Below are 14433 nucleotides of genomic sequence, written 5' to 3'. Positions count from 1 at the left end.
CCAGGAGTGGACCGGATGCCGCACGACACCATTGCCCAAGCCGATGCCCTGTCTTGTTTTCCCGAACTCAATGACCTTCCCGCCAACGGGAACCGGTGGGGTTTCCACTCGCTCAGCGAGCCAGGCGCCGTGTTCGGTGTCGCGGCCAGTCGCGCCCATCCGGACTACACCGACGCGGTCTTCGTCTTCGAGCATCGGCACGTGCTCGGAATACGGGTGGCGCCGGGCAGGGGTGGCGGGATCGTGTGGATGCGGCACGGCGATGGCATCGCCGAGATCGCCCGGGAGTTGGTGGAGGTTCCCGCGCCGGGCGAGCCGGGGGCACCGGGCTCGATCCTGCCCGTGGACGCGCTGATCGGCGACTACACCATCCTCGACCGTTGACCGGTCACGCCCAGAGGTGGTCGTCCAACCGCTCGGACGCCTCGTCAAGGGAACCGCTGTACGCGCCGGTCGACGTGTCTTCCAGCCCCTCGTCGGCCACGACGAAGAGTAGCCGGTAAGACTGCCCATTCAGAGCTATCTGAACCGGACCGTTTCGTCGTCCCATCCGATCAGCATCCTTTATCGACTGGGGAACGGCGGAAGGTTCACGATGGCGACCAGGACGAACTCCGGGCTCGGCTTCATCCTCAAAATCCTGGTGGCTGCCGCGCTGGCGTTCCTCGTGCTCAACGTGTTCGCACCGGGCTGCGGCGCGAAGTTCGGCTGCGGCCCGTCGTCCTGGCTGCCCAGCGCGCAGGCCGCCGATGAGCACTGCCCGTCCAGCGTCAAGGTAGCCGCCAGTGACAACCAGTGGGCAGCGGCACGATACGAGACGATCAAGGATCGGAAGCGCACCACCGGGCTGTCCTACGACGAGGACGGCACCGAGCACGTGTTCACCAGCGGGATAGACGGCGACGCGGAGAAAGCAGCCGCCATCCTCCAGAGCCAGGGGGCGCCAGCGGCCAAGGATGGTACCCATCCCGTTGCCACACACGTCGAGGTCAAGGTCGCCGCACGGATGCGCGACGGCAACGCCAAGGAAGCCGTCCTGATCACCAACAACACCGGAGGGACATGCTCCTACCAGCCGGGACAAGGCTTCGGGTGTCGCCAGGCATTGCCCATGGTGTTGCCGGGTGGAGCCGAACTGCACGTGTGGGATCCCGGAACCCGTAAGTTCGAGACGTTCGTCGGCAAGTAGAGGAGTAGTTACCGGATGACCGACCACATCGTCACTGGTCACGGCGGCTATAGCGCGGACCCGTTCATCGTGGCAACCCACGAAGCGCAGCGGCGCGCGCTGGTAGACGCGATGCTGCGCGATCCCGGGCTTGACGGTGTCGACGCCCGCAACCACTCGACGGCCTTCTTCTATGTCGCCGACCGGCCGATGTGGATCGTGGATGGGCCACCCGTGCGGAGGTGGCTCCGCGTCGGCTTCTACTACAAGTTCGGAGGCGCGGTGTTCGTTGACGAAACCGTGCCGGACGGCGCGGACTGGAGTTGGGCGGCGCTGCGGCCGAACCCGATCGAGGACCCGCCACCGATCTACTACGACCAGGAGACCGACACCTGGTTCCCCCCGGCCTCGGTCATGCCTCTGCGCGAACTGCACGACGTCGTCTTGGAATGGGTCGACACCGGCAAGCGGCCGACGTCTGTCGACTGGATGCCGATCAACCGCACCGCGTGGAGCCTGGACGGCAACGGCCAGATCGCCTGCGGGTGATGCGGCTGCCTGCGGATTCGTACCACGACGGTGGTGTTCAGGCCGTCTCCCAGACTGACGCGGGTGGGGCCACCGCGTGCTGTTTCGGCGGCCCCGACCTCTACGTCACCACGGCCCGCCGGGGTCTTGCCGAGGCCCAGCTATCCGAGCAGCCGTTAGCCGGTTCTGTCCTGGTCTTCCCCGGCGCGGGCGCAGGCCATCCCACTACCGCGTTCGCGGGGTGATCACGCCCAGAGGTGGCCGTCCAGGCGCTCGGACGCCTCGTCCAGGGAGCCGCTGTACGCGCCGGTCGACAGGTACTTCCAGCCCGCGTCGGCGACCACGAAGACCACGTCGCCCGATTCTCCGGTGCCCGCGACCTTCTCGGCGACCGCGAGGGCCGCGTGCAGGATGGCGCCGGTGGAGATGCCCGCGAAGATGCCTTCGGTCTCCAGCAGCTGCCGGGTCCTGCGCAGTGCGTCGTAAGAGCCGACCGAGTATCGGCCGGTGAGCACTTCCGGGTCGTACAGCTCCGGAACGAAGCCCTCGTCGAGGTTGCGCAGGCCGTAGACCAGTTCGCCGTAGCGGGGCTCCGCCGCGATGATCTGGATGTCCGGCTTCTGCTCACGCAGGTAGCGGCCCACGCCTACCAGGGTGCCGGTAGTGCCAAGGCCCGCCACGAAGTGCGTGATCGTGGGCAGGTCGCGCAGGATTTCCGGGCCGGTGCCGGTGTAGTGCGCCCTGGCGTTGTCCGGGTTGCCGTACTGGTAGAGCATCACCCAGTCCGGGTTCTGCTCGGCCAGCTCCTTGGCCCGGCGGACGGCCTCGTTCGAGCCGCCCGCCGCCGGGGAGAACACGATGCGCGCCCCGTAGGCCTGCAGAAGCTGCCTGCGTTCCTCGGAGGTGTTCTCCGGCATCACGCAGACCAGGCCGTAGCCCTTGAGCTTGGCGGCCATGGCCAGCGCGATCCCGGTGTTGCCCGAGGTGGGTTCCAGGATGGTCGCGCCCGGCATCAGCCGCCCGTCGCGCTCGGCGGCCTCGACCATGGCCAGCGCGGGCCGGTCCTTGATCGAGCCGGTCGGGTTGCGGTCCTCCAGCTTGGCCCACAGCCGGACGTTCTCCGATGGGGACAGCCTCGGCAGCCCCACCAGGGGGGTGTCGCCGAGCGCGTCCAAGAGCGAGTCGTACCGAGCCACGGGGCGGCCCTCCAAAGGGGGTTTTAGCGGGCGCCGCCTGCGACAGCGGGGAGGATGGTCACGTTGTCGCCGTCGGCGACCTTGGCGTCCAGGCCGCCCGCGAAGCGCACGTCCTCGTCGTTGACGTAGATGTTGACGAAGCGGTGCAGGGAGCCCTCCTTGACCAGGCGCGACTTGATGCCGCCGTGGTTGGCCTCCAGGTCGTCGATGATCTCGGCGACGGTGCTGCCCGCTGCGGGGACGCTCTTCTCGCCACCGGTGTGGGTGCGCAGGATGGTCGGGATGGAAACGGTGACGGCCATGGTGAACCTCCGGGTGTGCCAGTTCTACAGGGGTTGACGTGCGCGGGGACGCCGCTTATTCCGCCCCGCGCGGAAACTCACTGCTCGGGGACGTCGTCCGGGCCGGTGTGGGCGAACCGGTAGGACTCGACCACCTCGATGGGCTCTTCGGTGATGACGCCGTCGACGATCCCGAACGACCGGATCTCGTGCTTCTCGGGGTCGCGAGTGGACACCAGCACGTAGTGCGCGTTCGGCTCGGAGGCGTAAGAGACGTCCGTGCGCGACGGGTACGCCTCGGTGGCGGTGTGCGAGTGGTAGATGACCACCGGCACCTCGTCGTTGGCGTCCATCTCGCGGTAGAGCTTGAGCAGGTCGGCTGAGTCGAACTCGTAGAACGTGGGCGAGCGCGCCGCGTTCAGCATGGGGATGAACCGCTCCGGGCGGTCGGACCCCTCGGGGCCCGCGATCACGCCGCACGCCTCGTCGGGGTGGTCACGGCGGGCGTGGGCCACCATCGCGTCCACGAGGTCCCGGCGGATCTTCAGCACGGAACCCATCCTACTGGGTGGTTAGCGACCTCCCAGTAGGTGAGAGACCGCATGTGGGAGGCCGGTCACGCCCAGAAGTCGCGATACGCGCGCAGGCCGCCGACGGTGGTCGCGGCGAGCACGCCCCGCGCGACCGCCCTGGCGAAGACGTCCGCGGCAGCAGCGTAGAGGTCGTCCAGGTCGGCCGCCCCGGTGACCGGGTGGACCCCGGTGGCAGCGGCGAAGACGGTGTCGCCGTCGAACAGGGAGTGGGCGGGCCGGAGCGCGCGGGCCAGGCCGTCCTGGGCGGCCATGGCGAGGCGGCGGCACTCGGCCTTGTCCAGCGCGGCGTCCACGGCGACGACGCCGACGGTGGTGTTCAGGTCGGATCTGAGGGGGACATCGATGTCGGCGGCGTATCCGGCGGCGGGCGGGAACTCGTCGGCCAGGCCGATGTCCGCGGCCCACAGCCCGCCGGTGGACAGGTCGACCGCTTCCCCGCGCGCGTTGACCACGGCCAACGCGCCCAAGGTGACGGGTCCCACCCGGATGCTGGCGGTGCCGACCCCGCCCTTGAGCGATCCGGCGCGGGCGCCCGCCCCGGCCCCGACGCTGCCCTCGTCTACCGGTCCGTCGGTAGCCCTCTCGCAGGCGAGGTAGCCGAACTCCGCGTCCGGCCGGTTGCCCCAAGAGCTGCGCGGTAAGTCGAAGACGACGGCGGCGGGCACGATCGGCACGACCTCGTGCGGCTCGTCGCCCACCCGGAAACCGCGGCCGCGCTCGCCGAGCCAGCGGGTGACCCCGTCGGCCGCCGCGAGCCCGTAAGCGCTGCCACCGGACAGGCAGACGGCGTCGACCCTGCGCACCAGGTTCTCCGGGGCGAGCAGGTCGGTCTCCCGGGTGCCCGGCGCCCCGCCACGGCCTTCGACCCCGCCTACCGTGCCCTCGGGAAGCAGGACCACGGTCGTCCCGGTGGCCCAGCCGTCGCCGAGACGGTGGTGGTGCCCGACCCGGACGCCCGCGACGTCCGTGATGGCGTTATGCGTCATCCCCGCGCGTCATTCCCGTGCGCCTCTATTCCGCGGTAAGCGCTTGGACCATCGACTCTTGCACCCAGGTCAGCCAGTGGTAAACCGCCAGGTGGGGGCTGCGCGGGTCGTCCTCGGGCAGCTCGTCGGGCATGTCCTCGGTGACCTCGATCGCGGTCCCGAGCGCGAGCCGCACGTCGTTGAGCGCGGACAGCCACGCCTCGGCCTGCTCCAGCGACAGCCGGATGCCGCCGCCGTACATCGGGCAGGTCTCCATGACCACGCCCGCCACCCCGGTCTTGAGGTCGAGCAGGGTGGGCTCGTGCAGCGAGCGCAGCACCGCGGCCGAGTCGAGGTCGGCCTTGCTGGGGTTGTCGTCGTCAAGCCGGTGGAAGTCGGGCAGCAGCCGCGACAGGATCGGGTCGTCCGGCGAGGTCGACGGCCCGGTGCGGATGCCGGTCAGCTCGGCCAGCTCGTCCTGCGGAGCCTCTTCGATGCGGGCGCGCAGCATGTCGTCGATCTGCGACACCAGACCGCGTAACACCGCGGCCTCCTGCCTATCGATGTCGGCGTAGACCTTGTCGCCCTTGCGCTTCCACGGTTTCACGAGGTGTGTTCCATCGTCGCCCAGAGGCCTGCCGCGTGCAGCTTCGCGACATCCGCCTCCACCTTCTCCTTGGAGCCCGACGACACGATGGCCTTGCCCTCGTGATGGACGTCGAGCATGAGCTTGGTCGCCTTGTCGCGGCTGTATCCGAACAGCTTCTGGAAGACGTAGGTCACGTACGACATCAGGTTGACCGGGTCGTTCCAGACGACCGTCTGCCACGGTCTGTCCTCGGACACGATCTCGGCACCGGCAGGGGTGGCCTGCGTCTGCTCCATGTCGACGGCTGCGGTCATGTGTCAATGGTGGCATGACCGGATTCGACCGGTACGGCGGATCTTCATTCGTTCGGAGTACGACTTTCCCCGATCGCGCCGCCGAGTGGTCAAGAGCCGCCGCCTAGGCTCACCGACCATGGCCGTGAACCTCTCCAGCGCCGCGCCGACGCCGAGCACCGCGCTGCTGACCGACCACTACGAACTGACGATGCTGGCAGCGGCCCTGAGCGACGGCACAGGCGAGCGCTCGTGCGTGTTCGAGACCTTCACCAGGCGGCTGCCCGACGGCAGGCGCTACGGGGTGGTCGGCGGGACACAGCGGGTACTCGACGCGATCGCGGAGTTCCGGTTCGGCGCCGCCGAGATCCACCACTTGCGCGACACCCGAGTGGTGGACGAGGCCACGCTGTCCTGGTTGGCCGACTACCGGTTCCAGGGCGACGTAGACGGCTACCCGGAAGGCGAGCTGTACTTCCCCGGGTCCCCGGTCCTGACCGTGCGCGGCACGTTCGCCGACGCGGTGGTCTTGGAGACCCTGGTGCTGTCGATCCTCAACCACGACAGCGCGATCGTCTCGGCGGGCGCGCGGATGGCGAGCGCGGCCAACGGCCGCCCGATCATCGAGATGGGCTCCCGCCGCACGCACGAGCGCGCCGCGGTCGCCTCGGCGCGGGCCGCTTACCTGGCCGGGTTCGCCACGACGTCCAATCTGGAGTCCGGCCGCACGTTCGCCATCCCCACCGCGGGCACCTGCGCGCACGCGTTCACCCTGCTGCACGACAGCGAGCGGGCCGCGTTCGAGGCGCAGGTGGCCGCTCTCGGCCCGGACACGACGCTGCTGGTCGACACCTACGACATCACCCACGGCATCGAGACCGCCATCGAGGTCGCGGGCACCGGGCTCGGCGCGATCCGCATCGACTCCGGCGACGTTGGCGTGCTCGCCCGCCAGGCCCGCGAGCAGCTCGACAAGCTCGGCGCGATCCAGACCCGGATCGTGGTGTCCGGCGACCTCGACGAGTACGCCATCGCCGCGCTGCGCGCCGAGCCGGTCGACGCGTACGGGGTGGGGACGTCGCTGGTGACCGGCTCGGGCGCGCCTACCGCGGGCATGGTCTACAAGCTCGTGGAGGTCGACGGGCGCCCGGTGGCCAAGCGCAGCTCGCACAAGGAGTCCCGCGGCGGGCGGAAGCTGGCGCTGCGCAGGCACAAGCCGACCGGCACCGCTCTCGAAGAGGTGGTCTACCTGGCCGACGCGCCCGCCCCTGAGCGCGGAGAGCATGACCGGGAGCTGCAAATCCCTCTTATGCGTAAGGGGCAACCTGTGTCCGGGCTGCCCAATCTGGAGGAAAGTAGGCAGCGGGTCCGTCAGGGCCTGGTAAGCCTGCCGTGGGAGGGACTCAAGCTCTCCGCGGGCGAGCCCGCCATCCCGACCGTCTACCCGCACCAGGAGCAGGCATGACCAACCGGACCGCGTTAATCGTGGTGGACGTCCAAGTCGACTTCTGCGAGGGCGGCTCGCTGGCCGTCACCGGCGGCGCCAAGGTCGCGGCCGCGATCAGCGAGCACATGGCCGCGACCCGGTACGACCACGTGGTCGCCACCCGCGACTTCCACATCGACCCCGGCCCGCACTTCAGCGACACCCCGGACTACGTCGACTCCTGGCCCGTGCACTGCGTGGTCGACACGGCGGGCGCCGCGTTCCACCCGGCGCTGGACGTGGCCCCGATCGGCGCGGTGTTCTCCAAGGGCGCCTACACCGCGGCCTACTCCGGCTTCGAGGGCGTCGGCCCCGACGGGCTGTCGCTGGCCGACTGGCTGCGCGCCCGCGACGTCGCCAAGGTCGACGTCGCGGGAATCGCCACCGATCACTGCGTGCGGGCCACCGCGTTCGACGCCGCCGCGGCCGGGTTCGCCACGACCGTGCTGCTCGACCTGACCGCCGGGGTGTCCGCGCCCACGGTGGAGACCGCGCTGGCGCGGCTGCGGGAGGCCGAGGTCGCGCTGGTCGGCACGCCGAACGTGGGCTGACGCAGCAGCCGCTCCAGGGCCGCGCACACCCGCTGGGCGGCGCGGCCGTCGCCGAACGGGTTGCGGTCGGCGGGCACCCGCATTCCCGAGGTGAGCACCCGCTCGGCCGCGTCGAGCAGGCGGGCGGCGTCGGTGCCCACCAGCCACGCGCAGCCCGCCCGCACCGCCTCCATCCGCTCGGTGGTCTCGCGGGCCACCAGCACCGGCACGCCGAAGCTGGGGGCTTCCTCCTGGATGCCGCCGGAGTCGGTGACGACCAGCGCGGCCTGGCGCAACGCGCGCACCAGGTCGGAGTAGTCCAGCGGCTCGGTGATCGCGATCCGGGGGTGGCCGCCGAGCGCCCGGACGACCTGGCCCTGGACGTCCGGGTTCGGGTGCGCGGGCAGCAAGACCAGCACGTCCAGGTACCGGTCGGCCACGGCGCGCACCGCCCGCAGCACCTCGTCCAGCGGCGCGCCCCACGACTCCCTGCGGTGCACGGTGACCAGGACGAGCCTGCCGCCGCCTGCCTCGACGGTCCGCTCTGCCGCGGCCAGCGCCGGGCTCACCGGGGGCAGTCCCGCCGCGGCGATGTGCAGCACCGCGTCCACGACGGTGTTGCCGGTGACGGCGATGGCCTCGTCCGGCACCGCCTCCGCCCGCAGCGCGGCCGCCGCGGCGGGCGTCGGGGCCAGGTGCAGCGCCGCCACCCGGGCGACCATCTGCCGGTTGCCCTCTTCCGGGAACGGGGCCGTCAGGTCGCCGGTGCGCAGCCCGGCCTCCAGGTGCGCAACCGGGATGCCCCGCCAGAACGCGGCGAGCGCGCCCGCCAGCGTCGTCGTGGTGTCGCCCTGGACGAGGACCGCGCGTGGCGCCCGTCGCTCCAGGACGGCGTCGAGGGCGGGCAGCAAGGCGGACACGAACTCCGCCTGGCCGCCCGCGTGGCGGCGCACCGACAGCGTCTCCCGCGGCGCCAGCCCGAACGGGGCCAGCGCCTGCTCGACCATCCCCGGGTGCTGTCCGCTGTGGACGATCACCGGCCGCAGCGTGGGGTGCCCGGCGAGGGCGAGCGCGACCGGAGCCGCCTTGACCGCCTCCGGCCTGGTGCCTACCAGCATGAGGACTTCGTCGTGCACAGCCGCCTCTCCCAACATAAGAGCTTTCGTTCCGCGTGGTTGTCGGGCGTGTCCTATTCGGCGCGCGGCAGTCCGCGCCCGCGCCTGCTCGCGTGCAGCAGCAGGGCCCCGGCGATGAGCAGCGCGATGGCCAGCGCCACCCACCACCCGATGTCGGAACCGGTCGCCGCGAGGCCCGCGCCGCCGCCGATCGCTCCCCCTGTCGGCTGTCGGTACATCTCAGACCACCGCCCGGTGGCGCCTGCGGACGACGACGCCGACCGGCACCGCCGCGAGCGTGAGCAGACCGAGCCCGAGCCAGAGCCCCAGGCCGCTCGCCAGCGGGATCGGCGGGCAGGGCAGGCCGCAGGTGGCGCGGCCCAGGATGATGTCGCCCGAGCCGAGTTCCGGCGTGAGCCGCAGGTGGACGCCGTTGATGGTGAGGCTGCCGTCGTCGTTGTGGATCTGCTCGTTGAACACGACCGACACCAGCGACGCCGGGATCGGGCCGGGCGGCGCGGCGAGCGTGGTGTTCGGTTCGGGGTTCGCCGCGACGGACACGCCGGGGAGCGCGACGTGCGTCAGGGACGTCGCGCCGGTCGTGCCGGACTGGGTGGCGTCGCAGACGACCTTGACCGCGCCGATCTTGCCGAGCTGGCCCAGGATGAGGCGCACGTCGGTCAGGCTCGCCTCGGCGTGCACCGCCCCGGTGGCGTCGTCGCGGGCGGCCCCGCTGCTTACCAGCCCGGTGGTGAGCACGCCGGGAGCCGTGACCGTCGCGTGCCGGGCGGTGACCGGGCCGTCCGCGGCGCTGGCGGCCAGCGGGCCGAGGTCGAGCGAGGGTCCATGATGGACTCGCACGCTGACGTCCGCCGCGTACGCCGACGAGTCTCCTGGCTCGGCGGACGCGGGCACGGCACCGGTCACCAACGCGGTGGCCACGACGACGCCGCCGAGGCAGACATGGCGCACCCATCGCTTACGCATAGGTTCCTCCAAACGAATCAGCACTGCCCCCGACCGTTGACCAGCTTGGGGGCACGCGCGCCGAACCGCTCCCGATCCGGGCGCTGACACGGAACTCTTAACCGATCGTGTCGATTGGACTGTCGAAACTGGAGTGTCACGGGCGGCGCTCTGACCGCCCGCGCCCGGACGGCAGGGCGAAGACCACCCCATTCAGCGATCGCGCGCATTGCCGGTCCCGCCGATGATCCTGCTGGACTGGCGGACTGAGGGAGGCGACGGTGGTGTCAGCCGAATCGCCGTCCCGGACCACGGCGAGCACCCGGCTCCTGGTCGGCGCGCTCGCCGCGCTCGCTGTGGCGCTGGTTATCGGGAACCGGGTCTACCGGGCCGCGGAGATGTTCCTGGCCAGCGCGATCTTGCGGCTGATGACCTCGTCGGGAGTGCACCTGGCCGCCGAGCGCCAGTCCGTCTACTTCGGACTGGGGACCGACCACGCGTTCGGGCTGCGGATGAGCCCCGAGTGCACCTCGGCGTTCCTCATGCTGCCGATGCTCGTCGTCGGCGCCGCGATGATCACGCTGCGGCCTCGGGTCAGCAAGCGGGTGCTGACGGCCCTGGCTTTCGCAGGCCTCGCCGTGATCGTGGTGAACCAGCTCCGCATCCTCACCCTGGTCGGCCTGGTGGGCTGGCTGGGCGCGGACCGCGGCTACTACTGGGGCCACACGCTGCTCGGGTCGATGGTCAGCGTGCTCGGCGGCGCCGCGGCGCTGGTGTCGTTCGTGTGGCTGTCCACCCGCGACCCTAAGGCGGTCCCGTGAACGAGCTTGCGAGCGAACAGTCGACACAGCGCGTGGGCGCGCGAGGCCACCGGCCATGCGAGGTGGGCTGGTGAGGCTGTCGCTGCTGATGGGGTTCACCCAGGCGCTCGCGCTCACCATGAGCGTCGCCTTCCTGACCTACGTCTGCCTGATCGTGGTGCCCTACCTGCGCCGCCGCCGAGCCGAACCGGGCGACCCGGACCGGTTCGACTGGCACTTCTTCGTGCCATGCCGCGACGAGGAAGCCGTCATCGGCGGCACGGTCCGCTACCTGCGCGAGCACTTCCCGCGCGCCCACGTGTGGGTGATCGACGACGCCTCCGAGGACGGCACCGCCAGCGTCGTCACGGGGCTGCGCGGCCCCCGCCACGGCGGCGACCGCCGCCTGCACCTGATCAGCCGCCGCAGGCCGGACGCGCGCACCGGCAAGGGCGAGGCGCTGAACTCGGCCTACCGCGCGCTGAAGGAGTGGCTGGGCAGGCACACCGATCCCAGCCGTGTGGTCGTGGTCGTGGTCGACGCCGACGGCAGACCCGCGCCTGACTGCCTGTCGGTCTGCGCCGCCGACCACCTCTTCGGTGATCCGCGCATCGGCGCGGTGCAGATCGACGTGCGGATGATCAACCGGGGCGTCCCGCCGCCCGGGGGCGGCCGCGTGCGGCGCGCGTTCGGCTTGGCCATGGTCCGGATGCAGGACCTGGAGTTCCGCGGGGCCATCGCGGCCATCCAGCTCTCCCGCGGCCACACGGGCACGATCGCGATGGGCGGCAACGGCCAGTTCACCCGCCTGTCCGCGCTGGACTCCATCGCCGAGGCCCGCGGCCCGTGGCGCGGGGCGCTGCTGGAGGACTTCGAGCTGGGCGTCCACCTGCTCACCGAGGGCTGGAAGACCGGTTTCACCATGGACACCCACGTCGACCAGGAAGGGCTCTACAGCCTGCGGCGGTTCCTGGCCCAGCGCACCCGCTGGGGGCAGGGCACCATGCAGTGCTCCCGGTACCTCCGCCGCATCTGGGACTCCCGCTACCTGTCCACTCTCGGCGCCGCCGAGATGCTCTATTACCTGGCGCAGCCCTGGATGCAGCTACTCGGCACCGTGGTCTACCCGATGCCGTTCATCCTGCTGGCGTTCCGCACCGCGACCGAGCCCGGTGAGGTGTGCACCTGGTTCTTCACCGACGGCGCCTGGGTCCTGTTCGTCGTGTACGGATCGTTCGGCCTGCTCCCGTTCGTCATCTGGGGGCCGATCTACCGGAAACGGTGCGAGCCTTCCACCAGCTTCCCGCGCGCGCTCGCATACGGATTCGCCTACGCGCTCTACATCTACACCTTCTACATAACCTCTTGGCGGGCCGCGATCCGGCTTCTCCGCGGCCACAACGGGTGGACGAAGACCCGGAGAAACACCGAACCCGCCTTCTGAGCCCCGCCTACCGTCCACCTGACAGCCGACACGGCCGACCGCTGGGCCGGGCTGACGGACCCCACCGGTACCGTCTTCGCTGTGCCGGACACCCTCCCTTCGCTGCGCGACCTGCTCGCCACCGCGGTCGCCGCGGTGGGCGGGGCGGAGCGGCCGGGCCAGGTCGAGATGGCCGAGGCGGTGCACGACGCCATCCGCACCGGCGATCACCTGGCCGTCCAGGCGGGCACCGGCACCGGGAAGTCGCTGGCCTACCTGGTCCCGGCGGTGCGGCACGCGGTGGAGAAGAACAAGACGGTGGTCATCTCCACGGCCACGATCGCGCTGCAACGGCAGCTGGTCGACCGCGACCTGCCCCGGCTGGCGAAAGCGCTTGCCAAGTCGCTGCGCCGCACCCCGACGTTCGCCATCCTCAAGGGCAGGCGCAACTACCTGTGCCTGCACAGGCTCGACGGCGGCCCCCAAGAGGACCCCGACGACCAGGTCTTGTTCGACCCGTTCGCGGTGTCCCGGCTCGGCCGCGAGGTCACCCGCCTGCGCGAGTGGGCGAGCGACACCGAGGCGGGCGACCGGGACGAACTGGTGCCCGGCGTGTCCGACCAGTCGTGGCGGCAGGTGTCGGTCTCGGCCCGCGAGTGCCTGGGGGTTTCCCGCTGCCCGGTCGGCACCGACTGCTTCGCCGAGCGCGCCAGGGCGGAGGCGGGCCGCGCGGACGTCGTGGTCACCAACCACGCGCTGCTGGCCATCGACGCCCTCGGCAGCGCCCAGGTGCTGCCCGAGCACGACGTGGTGATCATCGACGAGGCGCACGACCTGGTCGACCGGGTCACCTCGGCTGCCACCGACGAGCTTTCCGCGACCTCGGTGGCCATCGCCGCGCGCCGGGTCGGCCGGATCATCGAGGAAGACACCGCCGACCGGCTCACCGAAGCGGGCGAAGGCCTGGCGATGGTGCTGGAGGACGTGCAGGCGGGCAGGCTCGACACGCTGCCCGAGCCGATCCGGATCACCCTGACCGCGATCCGCGACGCCGCCCACAACTGCGTCAGCGCCCTCGGTCCCGAGCGCCAGGGCGACATCGAGGCCGCGACCGCGCGCAAGCTCGCGATCTCGGTCCTCGAAGAGGTCCACGACACGGCCGTGCGGGTGCTGGAGTCGTTCGGGTCCGACGTCGCCGCCCGCCGCGACGTCGTGTGGGTCACCGGCGACTACGGCTCAGGCACCCCGCGCCCGCCGACGCTGCGGGTGGCCCCGCTGGGCGTGGCCGGGCTGCTGCGCGAGCGCCTGTTCGGCGCGAACACGACGGTCCTGACCTCGGCGACGCTCACCCTGGGCGGCACGTTCGACGCGCTGGCCAAGCAGTGGGGTCTGCCCGGCAGCCAGCGCGCCGGGGTGAAGGCCGACGGCGCGGCCACCGACAAGGAGGCGCCGTCCGACGACGACACCATCCGGTGGCGCGGCCTCGACGTCGGCTCCCCGTTCGACCACGGCCGCGCGGGCATCCTCTACACCGCCCCCCACTTGCCGCCCCCAGGTCGGGATGGCCTGCCCTCGGCCTATTTGGACGAGCTGCGCGAGCTGGTCGAGGCGGCGGGCGGCCGGACACTGGGCCTGTTCTCCTCGATGCGCGCGGCCAAGCAGGCCACCGCGGCGCTGCGGGAAAAGCTGGACCAGGAAATCCTGTGCCAGGGCGAGGACTCGACGTCGCTGCTGGTCAAGAAGTTCGCCGAGAACCCGGCGACGTGCCTGTTCGGCACCCTGTCGCTGTGGCAGGGGGTGGATGTGCCCGGCCCGGCGCTGTCGCTGGTGATCATGGACCGCATCCCGTTCCCCCGCCCGGACGACCCGCTCGCCTCCGCCCGCCAACGCGCCGTCGAGGCCCGCGGCGGCAACGGCTTCCTCACCGTGGCCGCCACCCACGCGGCCCTCCTGCTCGCCCAAGGCGCGGGCAGGCTCCTGCGGTCGACCAACGACCGCGGCGTCGTGGCCATCCTCGACCCCCGGCTGGCCACCGCCCGCTACGGCGGTTTCCTGCGCGCCTCACTGCCGCCCTTCTGGCCGACGACGGACCCCGAAGTGGTCCGCGCCGCCCTCCGCAGACTCGACGCCGCCGCCACACCCTGAGCATCCCCCCAGTTGAACGGTTCCACCCACGGAGGTCGCGTGTCAGGCAATTCCGGCATCACAGTCGACGACGACGGCGTCCGGCGCCTCCTGGCTGACGGCAACGAGGAAACCGTGTCCTGGGCTGACCTGGCCGAAGTCGCCATCCGGACCACCCCGGAAGGACCGTGGAAAGAGGACGTGTTCTTCCTGCTGATGAAGCAGGGCGGCGGCGGCTGCGCCGTCCCGGCTGGCGACCCTTCCGCCGATGAGCTGATGGCTCGGCTCCAGTCTCTGCCCAACTTCGACAACGACGCGTTTGTCGAAGCCATGACCACCACCGAGGACGGCCTCTTCGTCGTCTGGCAGCGCTGAC

18 protein-coding genes and 2 pseudogenes are annotated in these 14433 nt (G+C 71.2%); 10 read left to right on the top strand and 10 right to left on the bottom strand.

All coding sequences use genetic code 11. The annotated features are described in order from the left end of the window. Positions 1 to 15 precede the first annotated feature (15 nt). Complete coding sequence (locus tag BLS56_RS25780; protein WP_139191000.1) at positions 16 to 384, top strand: hypothetical protein; 369 nt, start codon at positions 16 to 18, stop codon at positions 382 to 384. Positions 385 to 388: 4 nt separating this feature from the next. Here the strand turns inward: BLS56_RS25780 and cysM are convergent. Then, a pseudogene (gene cysM / locus BLS56_RS30960) lies at positions 389 to 490 on the bottom strand (cysteine synthase B); the annotation flags it as partial. Positions 491 to 595: 105 nt separating this feature from the next. On the opposite strand from cysM, the gene BLS56_RS25775 reads away from it, so the two are divergent. Genes BLS56_RS25775 through BLS56_RS25765 form a run of 3 tightly spaced genes read left to right on the top strand, consistent with a single transcriptional unit; the run spans position 596 to position 1941 of the window. Continuing rightward, complete coding sequence (locus BLS56_RS25775) at positions 596 to 1189, top strand: DddA-like double-stranded DNA deaminase toxin (protein WP_091455922.1); 594 nt, start codon at positions 596 to 598, stop codon at positions 1187 to 1189. A gap of 15 nt (positions 1190 to 1204) precedes the next feature. Next, a complete protein-coding gene (locus BLS56_RS25770; protein ID WP_091455920.1) occupies positions 1205 to 1717 on the top strand; it encodes an Imm1 family immunity protein in 513 nt (170 codons plus the stop codon). Further along, a complete protein-coding gene (locus BLS56_RS25765; RefSeq protein WP_228771934.1) occupies positions 1717 to 1941 on the top strand; it encodes a hypothetical protein in 225 nt (74 codons plus the stop codon). The genes BLS56_RS25770 and BLS56_RS25765 overlap by 1 nt, the downstream gene beginning before the upstream one ends. On the opposite strand, the gene BLS56_RS25760 is transcribed toward BLS56_RS25765, so the two are convergent. From BLS56_RS25760 to clpS, 6 genes are all read right to left on the bottom strand, one after another. Further along, positions 1942 to 2892: a PLP-dependent cysteine synthase family protein gene (locus tag BLS56_RS25760; protein WP_091455917.1), complete on the bottom strand. Its 951-nt coding sequence runs from the start codon at positions 2890 to 2892 to the stop codon at positions 1942 to 1944. Positions 2893 to 2915: 23 nt separating this feature from the next. Continuing rightward, the gene (locus BLS56_RS25755) at positions 2916 to 3194 is read right to left on the bottom strand and encodes a MoaD/ThiS family protein (RefSeq protein ID WP_091455914.1); all 279 of its coding nucleotides are present in this window, start codon (positions 3192 to 3194) and stop codon (positions 2916 to 2918) included. A 77-nt stretch (positions 3195 to 3271) separates the two neighbouring features. After that, positions 3272 to 3733: a Mov34/MPN/PAD-1 family protein gene (locus tag BLS56_RS25750; RefSeq protein WP_091455912.1), complete on the bottom strand. Its 462-nt coding sequence runs from the start codon at positions 3731 to 3733 to the stop codon at positions 3272 to 3274. Positions 3734 to 3789: 56 nt separating this feature from the next. Then, entirely contained in the window at positions 3790 to 4752 is a 963-nt protein-coding gene (locus BLS56_RS25745) for a P1 family peptidase (RefSeq protein ID WP_091455909.1), read from the bottom strand. 25 nt (positions 4753 to 4777) lie between these two features. Beyond that, on the bottom strand, positions 4778 to 5338 hold the full coding sequence (locus BLS56_RS25740) for a DUF2017 domain-containing protein (RefSeq protein WP_091455907.1): 561 nt from the start codon (positions 5336 to 5338) through the stop codon (positions 4778 to 4780). Further along, on the bottom strand, positions 5335 to 5634 hold the full coding sequence (gene clpS, locus BLS56_RS25735) for an ATP-dependent Clp protease adapter ClpS (RefSeq protein ID WP_091455904.1): 300 nt from the start codon (positions 5632 to 5634) through the stop codon (positions 5335 to 5337). Before clpS ends, BLS56_RS25740 begins: the two co-directional genes overlap by 4 nt. A 118-nt stretch (positions 5635 to 5752) precedes the next feature. Here clpS and BLS56_RS25730 point away from each other — a divergent pair, with 118 nt between their 5' ends. Both BLS56_RS25730 and BLS56_RS32560 read left to right on the top strand, forming a co-directional pair. Further along, on the top strand, positions 5753 to 7078 hold the full coding sequence (locus tag BLS56_RS25730; protein ID WP_091455903.1) for a nicotinate phosphoribosyltransferase: 1326 nt from the start codon (positions 5753 to 5755) through the stop codon (positions 7076 to 7078). Beyond that, positions 7075 to 7650, top strand: coding sequence for an isochorismatase family protein (locus BLS56_RS32560; protein ID WP_091455900.1), 576 nt, complete (start codon positions 7075 to 7077; stop codon positions 7648 to 7650). The genes BLS56_RS25730 and BLS56_RS32560 overlap by 4 nt, the downstream gene beginning before the upstream one ends. A 2-nt stretch (positions 7651 to 7652) precedes the next feature. Here BLS56_RS32560 and wecB read toward each other — a convergent pair. From wecB to BLS56_RS25715, 3 genes and pseudogenes are all read right to left on the bottom strand, one after another. Beyond that, positions 7653 to 8783: pseudogene (gene wecB / locus BLS56_RS25720) on the bottom strand (non-hydrolyzing UDP-N-acetylglucosamine 2-epimerase); the annotation flags it as partial. A 35-nt stretch (positions 8784 to 8818) separates the two neighbouring features. Further along, positions 8819 to 8983 carry an LPXTG cell wall anchor domain-containing protein gene (locus tag BLS56_RS30955; RefSeq protein WP_139190999.1) on the bottom strand — a complete coding sequence of 55 codons (165 nt, stop codon included), beginning with the start codon at positions 8981 to 8983 and terminating at the stop codon, positions 8819 to 8821. Between the two features lies 1 nt (position 8984). After that, positions 8985 to 9731 carry a choice-of-anchor P family protein gene (locus BLS56_RS25715; protein ID WP_139190998.1) on the bottom strand — a complete coding sequence of 249 codons (747 nt, stop codon included), beginning with the start codon at positions 9729 to 9731 and terminating at the stop codon, positions 8985 to 8987. A gap of 260 nt (positions 9732 to 9991) precedes the next feature. Here BLS56_RS25715 and xrtP point away from each other — a divergent pair, with 260 nt between their 5' ends. The 4 genes from xrtP (at position 9992) to BLS56_RS25695 (ending at position 14432) form a co-directional block, all read left to right on the top strand. Continuing rightward, positions 9992 to 10531 (top strand): exosortase P, encoded by a 540-nt coding sequence (gene xrtP, locus BLS56_RS25710; protein ID WP_228771933.1) that lies wholly within the window; start codon positions 9992 to 9994, stop codon positions 10529 to 10531. Positions 10532 to 10586: 55 nt separating this feature from the next. Further along, entirely contained in the window at positions 10587 to 11954 is a 1368-nt protein-coding gene (locus BLS56_RS25705) for a glycosyltransferase family 2 protein (protein ID WP_175483047.1), read from the top strand. Positions 11955 to 12035: 81 nt separating this feature from the next. Beyond that, on the top strand, positions 12036 to 14078 hold the full coding sequence (locus tag BLS56_RS25700) for an ATP-dependent DNA helicase (protein WP_175483046.1): 2043 nt from the start codon (positions 12036 to 12038) through the stop codon (positions 14076 to 14078). Positions 14079 to 14117: 39 nt separating this feature from the next. Next, positions 14118 to 14432 carry a hypothetical protein gene (locus tag BLS56_RS25695; RefSeq protein ID WP_091455893.1) on the top strand — a complete coding sequence of 105 codons (315 nt, stop codon included), beginning with the start codon at positions 14118 to 14120 and terminating at the stop codon, positions 14430 to 14432. The last annotated feature ends 1 nt before the right edge of the window (position 14433 follow it).

Origin of the sequence: Actinokineospora iranica, from assembly GCF_900101685.1 — a bacterium.
Classification (GTDB): domain Bacteria; phylum Actinomycetota; class Actinomycetes; order Mycobacteriales; family Pseudonocardiaceae; genus Actinokineospora; species Actinokineospora iranica.
This window is presented reverse-complemented; position numbering and strand designations above follow the sequence as displayed.